Source organism: Desulfobulbus oralis (assembly GCF_002952055.1).
In the GTDB taxonomy this organism is placed as follows: Bacteria; Desulfobacterota; Desulfobulbia; order Desulfobulbales; family Desulfobulbaceae; genus Desulfobulbus; species Desulfobulbus oralis.
The window spans coordinates 2,582,205-2,597,707 of sequence record NZ_CP021255.1; the positions used below are offsets into that span (position 1 = coordinate 2,582,205).

Sequence of the window (15,503 nt, forward strand, 5' to 3'; positions counted from 1 at the left end):
AGTCCGGTCGTGCCGACAGCAATGGCCGGGCCTTCAACACAAATCCAGCAAGGAGCAAAGCATGGACGACATGAACAAGCTTTTCCCGGCCGGGCCGGAAGCCGTGCCGGCGGCGTATCGGCTGCCGGACCTAGTGGAGCAGCGAGAGTATCTGGTGGCTGGCAAGCTGCGCAACTGGAACGGCCCCTTTCAGGAGGTTCTCTCACCCATCGGCGTGCAGGGGCAGCCCACGGTTATCGGCCGCTATCCGCTGCAAGGCGAAGAGGAGGCATTGGCAGCTCTGGACGCCGCGGCCCGGGCCTATGACCACGGCCGTGGTTCCTGGCCGACCTGCGGCGTGGAGGAACGGATCCGCTGCATGGCCGGATTTGCCGCGGGCATGAAGGAGCGGCGGGAGGAAATCGTGCGGCTCATCATGTGGGAAATCGGCAAAAGCCTAGAGGATGCGGGCAAGGAATTCGACCGCACGGTGGACTACATCGTGGCGACCATCGATGCGCTGAAAAACCTGGACCGCCTGTCCTCCCGCTTTGTGATCGAGGAAGGCGTGGTGGGCCAGATCCGCCGTGCCCCCCTGGGCGTGGTGCTCTGCATGGGGCCCTTCAACTATCCTCTGAACGAGACCTTTACCACCCTGATTCCGGCGCTCATCATGGGCAACACCGTGGTTTTCAAGCCGCCGAAACTGGGTGTTCTGCTGCACCGGCCCCTTCTGGAGCTGTTCCAAAGCTGCTTCCCGGCAGGGGTGGTCAACACGGTCTACGGCAGCGGCCGGCAGGTCGTCGGCCCGCTCATGGCCTCGGGGCGGGTGGATGTGTTGGCTTTTATCGGCAGCAGCAAGGCCGCGGACGCCATCAAAAAGCAGCATCCGAAACCGCACCGGCTGCGCTGTGCGCTGGGACTGGAGGCGAAAAATCCGGCCATCGTGCTGCCGGACGCGGATCTGGAGGCCACGGTCAGGGAATGTGTGCAGGGGGCGCTGTCCTTCAATGGCCAGCGCTGCACTGCGCTCAAGATGCTCTTTGTGCACAGGAGCATTGCAGACCTTTTTGTCGGCAGACTCTGCACTGCGGTAAACAGCCTGAAGCCTGGCATGCCCTGGGATGAGGGCGTGCAGATTACGCCGCTGCCGGAGCCCGACAAATGCGGCTGGCTCACCGAACTGATCGAGGATGCCAAAGCCCATGGGGCCAGGGTGATGAATGCGGGCGGCGGCGAGGTGGCCGGCACTTTGCTGCGACCCGCGGTGCTGTATCCGGTGAACGATGCAATGCAGTTGTACCGCGTGGAGCAGTTCGGGCCCCTGGTGCCGGTTGCGGTCTTCGACGACCTGGAGGAACCGCTGGACTATGTGGTGGCCTCGGACTACGGTCAGCAGCTCAGCATCTTTGGCCGCGATCCCAGACAACTGGCCGGGCTGATCGACCGCCTGACCAATCAGGTCTGCCGGGTGAACCTGAACAGCCAGTGCCAGCGGGGGCCGGATTCGTTTCCGTTTACCGGTCGCAAGGATTCGGCGGAAGGCACGCTCTCGGTCTCCGATGCACTCAGGGTCTTCAGCATCCGCACCCTGGTGGCTGCCAAGGGCACGGAGGCCAACCGGGAAATCCTCTCCCGTATCGTCCGCGGACGGGAATCCACCTTCCTGTCCACGGATTTTATTCTCTAGGCCCGGGGGCCTTTTGCCCGCCGGAGAGAGGCGCAGGCTTAAACGCTGCCCTGCCGCCCGGCACCCAGGAGGTACCGCGCCTGCCGGCAGCCGTTTCATGCAGACTGCCGGCAGCGCCTGTGGCGTCCACGCTCTATTGACCCTGCCGCTTTTTCCGGTCGCGCAGGCGGCGGAGCCGGTTGCCAAGCACCGCGCCGATAAGCAGAGAACCCACGATGATCAGAAAGGTATAAAAAAGGCCAAACACCCTGCCCTCCTTCAATCCGGTGTCTGTTCGGACATGGCTTCGAGTTTGTAATTACCCGCGATAAAATTTTCGGCTGCCCACTGGATGCTCCGCTCGCTGGTCATCAGCATGTCGAGCTGGCGGGTAAAGATGAGCAGCCGCCCCAGCATGTCCACCCGCTCCATAATGTAGGCCCTGGGATACTTCTGGAGGCGGGCATGCACCCGGTCGGACTTGACATCGACCTTGAAGCCCTGGCGCTCCAGAATCAGGGCAATGGCCCGCACCCGCCGGTTTTTCCGCACCGAATCCGCAGCCCCGCCCTTGAAGGTAAAGGTGATGTAGTTCTTGTTGACCGTCTCCCCGCAGTAGACATCCACCACACTGTAGTGGTAGCCCACACGGGAGCTGAAGTTGAGGTACTTGTCCGCGATAATGACATAGCTGCGGTCGCCGAAGCGCTCGCCCACATGGCCGGCTTCCAGACCCTGCTGCATCATGACCGACATGAAGCCACGGAAATTGACCGGCCGGGGCTCCAGGTTGTGCACATCCCGGTTGAGCATGCCGGTGAACAGGGCGCGGCCAGGCGCCGAATCGATGTGCTCCAGCTTCACCGACTGCCAGTTGTCCTGCACCACGCTGGACAGGCCGCCGCCCAGATCGATCAGGTGAATGTCCATGGGCAGGGTGGCGTCGAGGCGATACGACCAGCCGTGCAGCTTCGAGGCCATATCGCTGATCCGAAACATTTCCTGATAGGACAGCTCGTGGCAGAAACGGGCGAGGTCATGCAAGGTCTTGCAGTGCTCCGGAGTGAACTCCGGAGATAAAGGATTGGTGAGATTCAGGGGCACAACATGTTTGGCGATGCGCTGCAGTTGTTCGTGCACCGGCGTGCCGATGATGTGGGTCGTTTTGGTTTTGGCGCCGGCATTGAGGAGTTCCTGCACCAGCCCGCCATATACCCGGCCCGCATAGGCGTCCACCGTAACGACGGTACCCGCCGCAATGCGGCTCATGACCGGCTCCGGGCTGATCAGGGTGGGCACGTCGAATTCCCTGGCCAGAGCCGCCATGTGCCCGCTGACGCTGCCGGCCTCCACCACAATGGCGCTGCAAGTCCGCATGACCGCCACAAATTCCGGCGACGAATGGTGGGCGATGAGTACGCCCTTTTCCGGAAAGTTCTCCAGATCGTCCAGAGCATTGACCAGCACCGCCGGTCCTGCACCCACGCCCTGCGAGGCAATGTCGCAACCGTCGAGCAGCAGTTCGCGGCCCGGCAGGGGCGCTGCTCCCAACTGGCCAAAATGCCTGGCGTTTTCGATTCTGAGCGGCCGCGACTGCAAAATCAGGAGTTCGCCCTGCCCTGTCAGCGCCCATTCCACATCCTGCGGGCACTGGTAGTGTTCCTCCAGCGCCTGCCCGTAGGCGGCGAGTTCGAGGATCTGCGCATCGCTCAGGCAGGGCTGGTCCTGCTCGCCTGCGGGCACCGGTCGCTCCTCGGTGCCGCCCCCGGCCTTGAGTTTCAGTTGCACCGTCTTGCTGGTGACGGTTTTCTCCAGAATGAGCGGCGGCTCGCCCTTGCTGACCGAATAGGAATCGGGAATGATGACGCCGTCCACCGCATAGGGACCAAGGCCCCACACCGCGTTGATCAGAATATTCTCATCCACGATGTTGTAGGGATGCCGCGTGTAGAGCACGCCGCTGGCCAGGGAATCCACCATTTCGAGGCAGGCCACGGCCATGGCCAGATGCTCGTCCAGCACGCCCTTGGCGCTGCGGTAGACCAGTGAACGGGTGGAGTACAGACTCGCAATCACCTGCTTGTAGGCCTCGCCCAGTTCCGAAAAGCGCACGCCCAGCACGGTGAGATACTGGCCGGCGTAGGACAGCTCCCCATCCTCGCCCACGGCGCTGCTCCGCATGGCCAGGAGGCAGTCCTGCTCATCGCCCCAGATCTCCTGACAGCAGGCCGCAAATTCCCGCGTCAACTCGGGCGGCATGGGTTTGGAGCGGATGAGCTGGCCAGCCTCCGCACTGAAGCGGTTCAGGTGCTCGAGCTCGTTCGCGTACACCACGTTTTTCCGGCCGGCGATAGCCTCATCCAGCCCGTTGTAGTCAAAAAAGGTTTGGAAGGCCCTGGTGGTGATGGCAAAGCCGCGCGGTACCGGAATGCCCAGCCTGTTCCTGATTTCACCCAGGTTGGCATTCTTGCCGCCAGCCCAGTCGGCATCCCTGAGGGTGATCTGCGCATAGGGCACCACGTTGGCCGGCGCCTGCACGGCCTGGTGCTCGGCCATGATGGCCTTGATGCTTTCGTTGATCTGCTCCAAGGCCGTATACAGTGCCCGGTACCTGGAGCCGGACATGACATCCAGGCTTTTCACCATCACAAAGGCCTGCCGCATGGCCTTGTCCATCTGGTTCTTGAGATAGGGAAAGCCAAAGACCTGCTCGCCCTTGAGCTTGAGGTCGATGTCGGCCAGAATGTTGAGCAGTTCGGTGTTGGCATTCAGGAGATCCTTGAACAGGGCGTAGCGAAAGCGGAACTGCTCGTTCATGCTTGTGGCCGGGTTGCCCTCGACGGAATCCTGGCTGCGCCGGTTGCGCAGAGACAGGAACAGACTTTTCAGATTGCCAAGAATGGTGGACATAGACGACAGGACCTATGGAGGAGGAGTGGGGCTGCAGACGGAACAATCGGCCGCACGGCACTCAGGTCGGGGCGCCGCTTTTCTTGCGATAGGCCTGGCCGATGGTGTTCAGCAACTCGTTGATGGGGGCTGGCTTCATGATGTAGTCAAAGGCGCCCAGTTGCATGCCCTTCAGGCCGAACTCCACGGCAGCATGGCCGGTCAGCATGATGACTTCCGGACTGGACGACCTCTGCTTCATGAGACGCAGGGTCTCGATGCCGTCCAAACCGGGCATTTTGACATCCAGCACCACGACATCGAATTCCTGTGCCTGCAGCACTTCCAGGGCGCGGGTTCCGCTCTCGACGCCTGCCGCCTGGAGTTTGCGGGCATTGAGTCGTTTGACGACCGTTTCCCGGAAGTCGTCTTCGTCATCAACGACAAGCACCCGAATGGCCTTTTCCATGGCAGACCTCAGTTTTTGGGCAAGGTGATGGTAAAGGTCGTGCCCTTGCCGACAGCACTTTGCACCCGAATCGTCCCGCCCAGCTTTTCGATAATGCTGTACGAAATCGACAGGCCCAGTCCGGTTCCCTTGCCAATGGCCTTGGTGGTGAAGAAGGGATCGAAAATTTTGCTCAACTCGGCTTCCGACATGCCCTTGCCCGTATCGGCCACCCAGAGTTCCACCTGCCCGCTTTTGGCCAGATAACGCGAACCCACGGTAATGATACCGTCCTTGCCAATGGCATCAATGGCGTTATTGAGCAGATTCAGCACCACCTGCTGAATCTGGGAAAGATCGCTGGTAATGACCGGCACATCGTCGGCATATGCCTTCTCTATTTTGATATTGACATAGCGGGCTTCATTATCCAGAAAGCCCGTGGTTTCATCCAGCAGGTTGTTGATATTGATCTTCTCCTTGGCCGGTTCCATTCTGCGGGCAAAACCCAGCAAATTCTGAATGACCTTGCGCGCCCGCACAACGTGGTGCTCGATCTTGTCAATGGCAGTGCTGAACTCCTGAAAGTTCGGACTGGCGGCCAGTTCCTCTTCCTGCAAAAGGTCTTTCATCCATCCGGCATTTTCGGCAATGGAAGCCAAAGGATTGTTGACCTCATGGGCGACACCGGCCGCCATCTTGCTCAGGGCTATCATCTTGTTGGCCTGCATCAGCATATCCGACTGGTTCGCGTTCTCCCGGTCCATCTGCTTCATACGATTGACAAGCACATTGGTGAACAGGGCCGCTCCGGTACAGATCGCCAGCAGGCCCAGGGCGGTAAACAGAATCATCCATGCCCGGCCCTTGGCCAGCGGAGAAAGAATCTCGTCCGGGTCTTCCTTGATCACCAGAATCCACTTGGTATTGCGGATCGGCGCGGCAGCGAGAAACACATCGTGCCCGCCAATGGTGCGCCGGTCAACCCGGGTTTTGACGACTGAACTGAATTCGGGATAGGGGTCCGGCTCCGCCCTGTTATTGGGATCATGGACGAAAACAGGCTTACTGAGGTACTCGCCGCCAAAGCGGGGCAGGGTCTGCAGGAGATTGTTGCGGGTAATGATAAAAGAATCGCTATGGGTGCCGGTCCAGGCTTTCTGAACAATATCATCCAGATTTTCCAGATTGATGGTCAGGCGGAGAATATAGGGTTCTTTGTTAGTCTGAATCAATACTGCAATGATAAAATGGGGAAAATTGCGATACCCCATGAAGATGTCGCTGATGAATATACCGTGAGCAATGACGGCATTGAACCACTTTTCATTTTTATAGTTGGCTGACTTCAAAACTTCATAATATGGCCCGACATAGGCCAAATGATTGCCCTCTTTGTCAATCAGGCCAATATCCACATAAGAATCGGATTTGGTGTGCATGATCGAAAAGATCCGATTCAGATAGGCCTCGTCGGCAAGATCCTGAACCTTGTTGGTCTGCGCTACGGTATAGATCTGCGCAACCCGTTCATTCAGGAACAGATCTACAGTATCACGCCGGCCCTCGACCCGGTTCTGCAAATTCTCCGAAACCTTGTCCGTGTAAATCCGGTTGAAGAGCAAGAAGAGGGCAATATTGACGATCAGCAGTGGAATGACGGAAAAGCCAATAATGGCCAGGCAGTGCTGCCACCAGATTTTCGTGTAGTTTCTTTCCATTGCAGGTCCTCTGGTTGATTCTGCACAGGTCTTTGTTGCTCTTGCAGGCTGCCGGGATAATACCGTAAAAGACCGGGGATTGTCTACCCCGGATGCGGCGCCTGTCCGCCGCCCTGCCCTGGCTCTCCCGCCCTTTCGCCCAGACAGACGACATCGCCCAAACCTGCCCTGGCATCGTGTTCCGCAACCAGCACGAGATCTTTGGCCTGCACGGCAAGCACCGTTGCGCGGCCCACTGCTTCGCCGGTGTACCGGTACAAGCGGCACTCCTGACCGACACGCACATCTGGCCAGGCGGGCCGTTCACACATGAGCCTGAGTCCCTGCTCGCTGTGTTCCAGCCTGTAGATTTCAGCGCATGCCGCCTCGCTCAGGACCAGCGCCCAATACCGCCCCAGTACAAAAGTCACCCCGCCGGCCATCAAACCGCAGAGTGCAAAAGCGGCAACGAAAAAGGAGGGCTTGTACCCGGTTTGCCGGGTCAGCCAGGAAGGGGCATGGGCATCCCGGGTCTTCTGATCGGGCCAGATCTGGATGGTGAAGACCAGCGCGGGATTCTGCTTCGCCCCGATGCGATCTTTAACTGTCACCGTATACCGCGCCTCCCGGGCTGTGGGGGCGACCTCCACAGAGCCGCGCCACATGGCTCCGCCAAACCAGAATCCGGAAAAAACCTTCCTGGGCACGAGACGCACCGAAGCGTCTTCCGGCTCGCCTTCTATGCGCATGTCCGCAATGCCTGTGGCCCCCTGGGGCAAGGGGCCGCTGATGGCGTAGCTGCTGCCCGGAAGCAGGGTAATGATCCCCTGATTGCCCAGAAAGCCGCCCTTCAGCAGGTCAAACAGTGCGAGGCAGGCGAGGCAGAAACAGAGCGCGGCCAGCCAACCCGTCCGGGTCTGCCAGCCGCGGACTCTACGGCACCGGGCATTCACGGCTCAGGCGGGCGATAACGGTTGAGGAGGCGTCTGCCTCCCAGAAAAAGGGTCAGGATGACAGCGATAAGCGAAAAAACTGTTTTGAAGAAGGTGATGTTGAAATTTTCCGGCGTGAGCGAGGCACGGTACATGGCCACAAAGAGCGAGGCCAGGAGCATGAGGTTCATGCCCACGGTCAGAAGACTGCGCAAGAAGGAAAACTTATATTCCGACATGTGCCCCCCATAAGTGGGCCTGCGGGCGGAAACCCGCCCGCAGGGATGGATAGCTCTATTTCTTGTAGATGTTGGTCTGAGTGATATTCATGAAGCGCCGTGCCTGGAACGGGGATTCCCGGGTTCCGGCCTGACCGCTTTCGGGCTTGAAGTAGATGCGCACTTCGTCGCCGGTGGTCCAGGTTTCGGGCGGATAGTTCTCGTAGCCGGCCGGGATACCGAAGGTGCAGAGCGCCTTCAAACGGCCGGAATACACTGTGATCGTGCCCTTTTCGCTGTCAATCTTCGGGAAGCTCTGATCTTTCACCAGCGCGTGTTCCTTGCCGATGTCCTTCTGCACATCGGCGTCCGGGATGTCGATATATACCAGAGTCTGTTTCTGGGCATCATATATTTCCAGCTTCTTTTCCTCCAGGTTCAGCTGCAGGCGCTGACCGACCTTGGGCAGCGGGCCGATTTCCTTGGGGTTGGCGGGCAGCTTGAAGACCACAGGCGGCATCTTGTCATATTTCGGGTTGCTGGGGTCAATGTTGGTGTCGTGCACCACGGTCACAATCTGGGCGTCTTTGTCAAAGGCAATGACCTTGCCCTGTTCCACCTGACCATATTTGGAAGTGTCGCAGCCTGCAACGCCCAGCATGAGAGCAGCGGCGGCAATCAGCAGTACGGGTTTCATGTTCATGGGGATTCTCCTTGTACGTCGTGGAATGATCATTGCCGCTGACTCTGTTTCTTCTGGGCCAGTTCCTCACGCGCGCCCTGCACCATACGGACAAAGATGTACAGGGACATCAGGCTGACCAGGGCCAGAACCAGAACCGTGGCGCAGTTGCCAAGAATGGCCTTCGCTGCGGGGAATTGACCCTGGAGAAGCTTCAGGATGATAGAGAGCATGCAGCCGATAACCGCCAGGCCAAAGGCGATGCGGATGCCATAGCCCTTGATGTACTTGGTGGCCACTGCGCCGATCTGTGCTCCAACCGCAGCGCCAACCAGCATGATCAGGGCGGCGACCAGCTCGGTGCGGCCCTTGAAGGTGTAGGAGGCTGCGCCGTACAGACCGGAGATAGCCACCTCGAAGAGGTCGGTGCCGACGGCCACGTGGGTCGGGCAGCCAACCAGGTAAACCAGAGCGGGCATACGGATGAGACCGCCGCCAATGCCCAGAATGCCTGCGAGCACGCCGGTGAAAAAGCTGACCAGAACGGGCACCCACGCAGAGCAGGTGATGCCGGCGGCCTTGAAGTGCATCATCGGCGGAATCTTCATCTTGTGCAGGGTCTTGTGCCACTCGATGCCGGTGGCGCCAGCGTCAAGCTGTTCGCCCTTGGCAGCGGCTGCGGCTTCCTTTCTCTTGCGTTTGGCCACATCCGCAAAGACTGTCCAGGCGATGAAGGCCAAAAGCGCGATGTAGATCCAGCGGACCACCTTTTCCAGGTTGCCGATGCGCTCGAGCTGCAACACGATCTGCGCGCCCACCTCAAAGCCCAGGATGGTGCCGACCAGCATAATCAGACCCAAGGTGTAGTCCACGTTGCCGAATTTGCCGTGGCGCATTGTGGAGATGAGCGACTTGCCGGCCATGTGGGAAATGTCGGTGCCAATGGCAAAGGCCATGGGGAAGCCAAGGATGTTGAGGCCGGGGGTCACCATCCATGCGCCACCCATGCCGAAGAAACCGCCGATAATGCCCACGCCTACGCCCAGAATAACAAGACCGGGCCAGAAGATCGTCACGCCCGAGATGGGCATAAGGATATATAACCAATCCATGGATTGCTCCTTTGATGAAGTGAAAGGTGCGGAGGCATCTCAGCCTTCGGAGGTTTTGCGGGTTTTCAGATCAATACCGATATGGCTCATGACGGCATCGGCCAGAATGCCGAAGATCAGGCCGGTCACCGGAATGATGATGATGGTCAGAATGGTGAATTCCAGGTGACTTTCGTTGTACATGTTTGCCCACCAGGCCATGATGCCGTCCAGCTTGCGGGTGTCAGCCACAATCACTACGTTGCCCCCCCCGCCTTTGGCCGCAGCCAGCGCCCAGCCCGGGGCAAAGAGAACGAGTGCCGTGAGTGCCCACCAGATTCGTGACAAGCGTTGCTTCATCGTGATCTCCTCCACGTGTTAATATTGCGGCTTTGCAGTGCTTCTGCGAAAGCCAGGCTCCCTGGCAACCGGTACGCTCCGATGCCATGCCATTTTGGCAATTACGTAAAAAGCAGTGTTAAAAAAACCGGCGCCCTGGAGCGCTTCCATCCCATCTTTTTAGCACAGACTGTGCCATTGCACAGCCGAGCACAGGGTTGCGTGATTTATTTTTCTTCTTAGCCGTTTGTTTTCATGTTCCTTTTCCATTTTCAAAAAATTTGTGCTACGCTATCATAATTAATGAAAAGCAATTGCGCAAAGCCTGGAGCATAATCCGCTTGCGCGCTTACCTCAATCCGGCAGGACAGCCCTGCCCTGTTTCCGCAGGTCACTGGAGGCACCATGCGTTTGTTTTTCCCGCTCCAACCCACTTCCCTGCTGGGCCCGGACAGCCTTTTCGGCCGTTGGACCATCGGCAGGTTTCAGGCCTTTCTGGGCGCAGGCGGGCTGCTCTGCATCCTGGGCTTTTCCTTTGCACTCATCTACCAGATGGTCACATCCAGCCTGAGCGAAGCTTTCGCGCGAAACGCGCAATTGCGCGCAATGGCCCAGGCCAACGCGATCAGCCGTTTGCTGGATGACGCCTATCTCGAACTGGAATATCTGGCGCAACGACCCCTTTCCGAGGCAGGCGTCATAGCGCATTTTAATGCCATGCCTGCAGAAAAACGAAATCGTTATGGCGAGGTGGCCTTCCAGGGCAGGACAAGCGGTGAGTATTTTGTCCTGGTCAATGTCGCCAATACCTTTGTTTCGCTGCCAGCCGGACAGGTTCACGGGAATAATGGCGGCATCTTTTCCAGCATCGGCAGCGGGAGCAAGGCCAAAGAAGGCGAGGTACGGGTAGGAGAACCGGTCGAGGCTGCCTATGTGGCCCTGCCGGCTCCAGGCGGCGCCCGCAGCGTCGCCATGCACGTCATCCGGCTGAGCATGCCGGTGCTTGGGCCGGATCAACAATATCAGGGGCAGTTGGTACTGTCGGTCAATTTGCAGGACATGCGCAATATTCTTTCCCTATACACCTCGGACCAGTCGCCGCTCTACCTGCTGCCGCAGAACAACCTCCATAAAAAAAGTTTCATGTTCGACCTTGCCGGTTGGCTGCTGTTTGAATCGGCCAATGTGGAGGAGCCGGGCATGCCGCTGGCAGTGGACAGGCTGCGCGCGGGTTTGCGGGGCGACGTCGGCCGGCCCGGGTTTCAGGAAGCCTTCCGGCCGGCCTCCGACTATCATCTGTACTGGACTCTGGTGGCCGATGTGCAGGCCGGGCATGCAGGAAAGATGTTGAGCTCGGAAGTTTTTGGCAAACCTGATGGCAACAAGCAGGAGTTCTTCCTCAATTACGCCCCCATCGTCTTTCACGGCCACGAGCGTACAGAAAAAATTGTGGGTGGTATCGGCTGTTTTGACAGCAGCTCTGTACTTGCTGCCGTAAAAGGCAAAATAGTCGTTCATCTCTTCCTGATTTTTCTGGGCATATTTTTTGTTTTAGTTTTCGTTCTCTACCTTATGGGGCGGCGTATCAGTAAAATTATTGGGAAAATGGCGGGTGAACTGGAAAATAAGATTCACTCCGATGACAGTACGCCCTTTGCTCCTGCATCGCCTTATGCAGAATTGAACCGTTTTCAGAAATCGATCAATATTCTGCTCTTACAGTTGTATATGATACGACGGGAAATTCGTCGGCGGGATACCACAGATGCCGACGAAAGAATGCGGGAAAAGGTCAATCTCGACAAGGTGATTGCCAAAGATCCTGCGCTGAACCCGGTCATGGCGGCCTCCCCCCTGCACGGTCTGGTGGGTGCGGGACCAGCCATTGCCGAGCTGCGCCAGCAACTCCGCAAGGCGGCAGGCGTTCTGGCCGATGTCCTCATAATTGGTGAAACAGGCACGGGCAAGGAGCTGACCGCCAGCGCAGTGCACGCCATGAGTTACCGTGCCAAGGGGCCCTTTATTTCCATCAGCTGCGGCGCCCTGGATGAAAATCTCCTGATGGATGCGCTGTTTGGCCACGTGCCGGGCGCTTTTTCCGAGGCGCACGGCGAACGCAAGGGCGCATTCCTCGCCGCTTCGGGCGGCACCCTGCTGCTCGATGAAATCGGCAACGCCTCCCCCAAGGTGCAGCAGGCCCTGCTGCGGGCCCTGTCCGTGCGTCGCATCGTGCCTCTTGGCTCGGATCGGGAAATTGCCTATGACGCCCGCGTTATTGCGGCAACCAATGTGGATCTGCTGCAAACGGCGATTTCAGGCCAGGGCTTCCGCGATGACCTCTATTACCGCCTGGCCGTCATCACCATCAACACGCCACCACTCCGCCGGCGCAAGGAGGATCTGCCCGTGCTGATCCGGCATTTCCTGGAAAAAAACTGCCAGGAGCGTGGCCAGCCCCCAATCGCTGTGAGCCGCGGCGCCCTGGAAAAGATGTTGGCCTATGACTGGCCGGGCAATGTCCGGGAGCTGGAAAACTGCCTGATTCGCTCGCTCACCTTTGTTGAGGGCGATGTACTGCTGGCGCAGCATATTCTCTTCAACGAGGCAATGCCGGAAAACCCGGACAATGCCTCGCTGCAGGGCAAGCGTGCCAGTGGGGAGCTGATCTCCAGACGCCGGCCGGCCGAAGGGGAGGCCACAGTGGCTGCACAGGAAGGGGAGGCGATCGCTCTGAACGAGCGGCAACAGGCGGTATGGCACCTGATTATGCGGCAGGGCAGCATCAGCCGCAGCGAATATCAGGAAGCACTGGATACGCAGATTTCCGTGCGCACTGCGCAGTACGATCTTTACGATCTGGTGGAGCGCGGACTCCTGGTGAAGTCTGGCGCTGGCCCGTCCTGCCGTTACACCACGGTTACGGCTGCAGACTAGGGCGAGTTATGGCGGTGCAGCAAATGGTAGACCGTGGATAAGGGCACAGCGCGGCCCAGATGCCCATCGAGCGCCTGCCTGATATCCCGCACAGGCAACAGCCGCCCTGGGCGGCTCCTTCGCAGAAAGGGTCAGGGAGAGCGCTTCTTCCCGGCTCATATGCTCATGCCATCTGCCACATCCTGCAGGATGGGCACTGTTACATGGGTGATATGAAATTGGCATGAGCGCTACAGGTTTTCTATGGCAAGGCAGGAGTCGCAGCATTTCTGAACGAGTTCGGCATCATGGGTAATGACCAGCACAGTTTTGCCGTGGTCTGCAGCATTCCTAAAGATTTCCGCTATCAACACCCACTGCTGTCCCACTAAATTTGGAATAGCGATAACTGGTTGTTATGTAATGGTATTTTTTGTTTTTCCGGACAAAAAAGTTCGTCTAAATCCCGCCGTTCAAACAAATTGAGCTGAACAAGCCGTAAAATCTGCAGGATAGATTGCCCCAGGCGACTCTGAAATTTGATGAAGGCCACCAGAAGATACGCGCACAACGCGATCCACAGCTGCGTCCGAACCGCGTTCATGCTACCGCCCACGAAGCTCTTCACCTTCAGGTGCTGTTTGATCCACTTGAAGAACAGCTCCACTTGCCACCGCTCCTTGTACAGTGCCGCCACCGTGGTTGCCGCAATATCCAGGGCGTTGGTCAGAAACTCGTATTCCTCACCTCTCGCTTCATCCAGAAAGCGGACTGTCCGGAACACGCCCTCCACTCCTCTGAACCGGATTTCCCGGTCTTCCAGGATACCCGCGCTTTTGCACCCCCGGCGTTTCGCGCCAGGCTGCACCGCAGCACCACGCTTCAGGCGTGTGACGAAATGCACGCCATCCTTCGTCAACTCCTGATACCACTGGTAATCCGTGTAGCCCCGGTCAAAGACCACCCAGGAACCTCGGGGAAGACGCAGTTCACGCGCCTTGTTGATCTCGTGGACTCGCCCTGCCGTCATATCCACGAAGCTGGGCAAATGGCCGTTCGCCGCAAGCCCCACATGCAACTGCATCGCCCCCTTGCTGGCGCGGTACGTGGCCCAGCGAAACAGCGAGAGCGGCAGCTCAATCACCGTGGCATCAAGGAGATAGACCTTGCCGCCGTCTTTGAAGCGGAACTTTTGGTTGGGAGGCGCAAGCGATTGACAACGAGCCAAAAGCGCTACGAACACCTTTTCGAACAGCTAGGCGGGTGTCTTTTCATTAGCCCGCGCCAGACTGGAACGACTGAATGAGCCGAGGCCCAGATGATAAAGTTTGCGACTTTGCGGTGAAAAGGCATCCACAATGCCGCGTAAACTGTCGCGTCCAGCGAGTTGCCCCACCAGCATGGCCACAAACTGCGTCCACCCAGAAAGGGCGCGGCGGTGTTTCTTTGGTTGAACCGCCCGGCGGACTTGCTCAAATTCATGTCTCGGAAAAACTCTAAGCAATTGGCCGACAACCGTGCTACAATATCCCATGGCTTGGACCTCTTTGGTTTTAATGAACTTTTTGCCAAATCCATTATACCACGCCAGGGGCTCCAAGCCTTTATTTTATCCCGAAATCATTGATATTTTGTGGGACAGCAGTGCGCGGCCGGTTATTCAGTTGTTCTGCGGCGTCCGAAACCATCTTTTCCGTGATCTTGTGAAAGCTGCTGCCCCTGGGAAAATACTGCCGCAAAAGCCCGTTGCTGTTTTCGTTCGTCATCATTTGGTATGGATTTGATCCCTTTATACTGCAAATCCACACCAAAGGGCGAGGAGCCTTTCTTTATCACGTTACCTGCTGTATTATTGTTTTCCCCTGTTCGAGCTAAGCAAAACGATAGATTATCAATATAAAAGTAATAGGCAAATTGAAAAAATCCTCACGAGGAGGGAGTATGGAAGCCAAGACAGTGCTCTTGCAATCTGCATGCATTCGCCAGGAAATAAGGTGGAAACCCCGCACTCGCCTATCGCCCAATTCTTCGATGGAGCTTTATTCTTTCTTCCTGCAACATATCTAATATCTTACTTTTGGGCATATAAATTTTATGGAAACCTAAATCTAAAGAAGGAACGGAAAGTTCCCTATATTGTTCCAATGGCATTGTATCGATTTCTTTTATAGCATCATTCAACTCGAATTCTGTTAGCGGACGGATATTAAATCCTTTTACTGACAATAGTATTCGACTTAAACTACTTTTTTCTCGATTTGAAAAATCCTGGAACATTATGTTCTCATTCTTTTCTATAATAAAAATATGATCTTCTATATCGAAAAAATACACAACAAGCATACTATTGTTCTTTTTGTTCGGTAAAAACAAGAGTGGGCGGTCAAAAGAATTATAAAGTATTTTCAGATAATCATCCTTATTTTCAGAGATAATTTCAATTTCAAAGTTATGGAAAAAGCCGACAATAAGGATTGGAGGAATTTTTAATATAATTTCTGGACTATTTCTTGTAAAAGAAATTTCTTTTTTATAAGTAAAAAGATATAAGGGAAAAAATAAGAACAGAATACATACAGAGAAATATAATATTCTTTTCATTATTATCTCCTCATTCACAATGATAACGTTTATATCACATCC

Annotated in this window: 12 protein-coding genes and 1 pseudogene; 2 read left to right on the forward strand and 11 right to left on the reverse strand. The window is 56.8% G+C overall.

All coding sequences use genetic code 11. The features are described 5' to 3' along the window. The first annotated feature begins 61 nt into the window (after window positions 1-61). On the forward strand, window positions 62-1,669 hold the full coding sequence (locus CAY53_RS11555) for an NADP-dependent glyceraldehyde-3-phosphate dehydrogenase (RefSeq protein WP_104937223.1): 1,608 nt from the start codon (window positions 62-64) through the stop codon (window positions 1,667-1,669). A gap of 258 nt (window positions 1,670-1,927) precedes the next feature. Here the strand turns inward: CAY53_RS11555 and CAY53_RS11560 are convergent, their stop codons facing one another. From CAY53_RS11560 to CAY53_RS11595, 8 genes are all read right to left on the reverse strand, one after another. After that, entirely contained in the window at window positions 1,928-4,558 is a 2,631-nt protein-coding gene (locus CAY53_RS11560; protein ID WP_104937224.1) for a PEP/pyruvate-binding domain-containing protein, read from the reverse strand. Between the two features lie 61 nt (window positions 4,559-4,619). After that, complete coding sequence (locus tag CAY53_RS11565) at window positions 4,620-5,006, reverse strand: response regulator (protein ID WP_104937225.1); 387 nt, start codon at window positions 5,004-5,006, stop codon at window positions 4,620-4,622. Window positions 5,007-5,014: 8 nt separating this feature from the next. Continuing rightward, complete coding sequence (locus CAY53_RS11570; protein ID WP_104937226.1) at window positions 5,015-6,706, reverse strand: sensor histidine kinase; 1,692 nt, start codon at window positions 6,704-6,706, stop codon at window positions 5,015-5,017. An 83-nt stretch (window positions 6,707-6,789) separates the two neighbouring features. After that, window positions 6,790-7,638: a hypothetical protein gene (locus CAY53_RS11575; protein WP_104937227.1), complete on the reverse strand. Its 849-nt coding sequence runs from the start codon at window positions 7,636-7,638 to the stop codon at window positions 6,790-6,792. Then, window positions 7,635-7,856, reverse strand: a complete 222-nt coding sequence (locus tag CAY53_RS11580; protein WP_104937228.1) for a hypothetical protein — start codon at window positions 7,854-7,856, stop codon at window positions 7,635-7,637. Before CAY53_RS11580 ends, CAY53_RS11575 begins: the two co-directional genes overlap by 4 nt. Window positions 7,857-7,911: 55 nt before the next feature. Beyond that, the gene (locus CAY53_RS11585; RefSeq protein ID WP_104937229.1) at window positions 7,912-8,538 is read right to left on the reverse strand and encodes a DUF4881 domain-containing protein; all 627 of its coding nucleotides are present in this window, start codon (window positions 8,536-8,538) and stop codon (window positions 7,912-7,914) included. Between the two features lie 29 nt (window positions 8,539-8,567). Beyond that, complete coding sequence (locus CAY53_RS11590; protein WP_104937230.1) at window positions 8,568-9,629, reverse strand: sulfite exporter TauE/SafE family protein; 1,062 nt, start codon at window positions 9,627-9,629, stop codon at window positions 8,568-8,570. A gap of 39 nt (window positions 9,630-9,668) precedes the next feature. Continuing rightward, window positions 9,669-9,968 carry a DVU0150 family protein gene (locus CAY53_RS11595; RefSeq protein ID WP_104937231.1) on the reverse strand — a complete coding sequence of 100 codons (300 nt, stop codon included), beginning with the start codon at window positions 9,966-9,968 and terminating at the stop codon, window positions 9,669-9,671. A 384-nt stretch (window positions 9,969-10,352) separates the two neighbouring features. On the opposite strand from CAY53_RS11595, the gene CAY53_RS11600 reads away from it, so the two are divergent. Beyond that, complete coding sequence (locus CAY53_RS11600) at window positions 10,353-12,881, forward strand: sigma 54-interacting transcriptional regulator (protein ID WP_104937232.1); 2,529 nt, start codon at window positions 10,353-10,355, stop codon at window positions 12,879-12,881. Between the two features lie 367 nt (window positions 12,882-13,248). On the opposite strand, the pseudogene CAY53_RS11605 reads toward CAY53_RS11600, so the two are convergent. From CAY53_RS11605 to CAY53_RS11610, 3 genes and pseudogenes are all read right to left on the reverse strand, one after another. Continuing rightward, window positions 13,249-14,394, reverse strand: a pseudogene (locus tag CAY53_RS11605) (IS4 family transposase). A gap of 122 nt (window positions 14,395-14,516) precedes the next feature. After that, on the reverse strand, window positions 14,517-14,696 hold the full coding sequence (locus CAY53_RS12795) for a hypothetical protein (RefSeq protein WP_146106514.1): 180 nt from the start codon (window positions 14,694-14,696) through the stop codon (window positions 14,517-14,519). 177 nt (window positions 14,697-14,873) lie between these two features. Continuing rightward, entirely contained in the window at window positions 14,874-15,461 is a 588-nt protein-coding gene (locus CAY53_RS11610) for a hypothetical protein (RefSeq protein WP_104937233.1), read from the reverse strand. Window positions 15,462-15,503 lie beyond the last annotated feature (42 nt).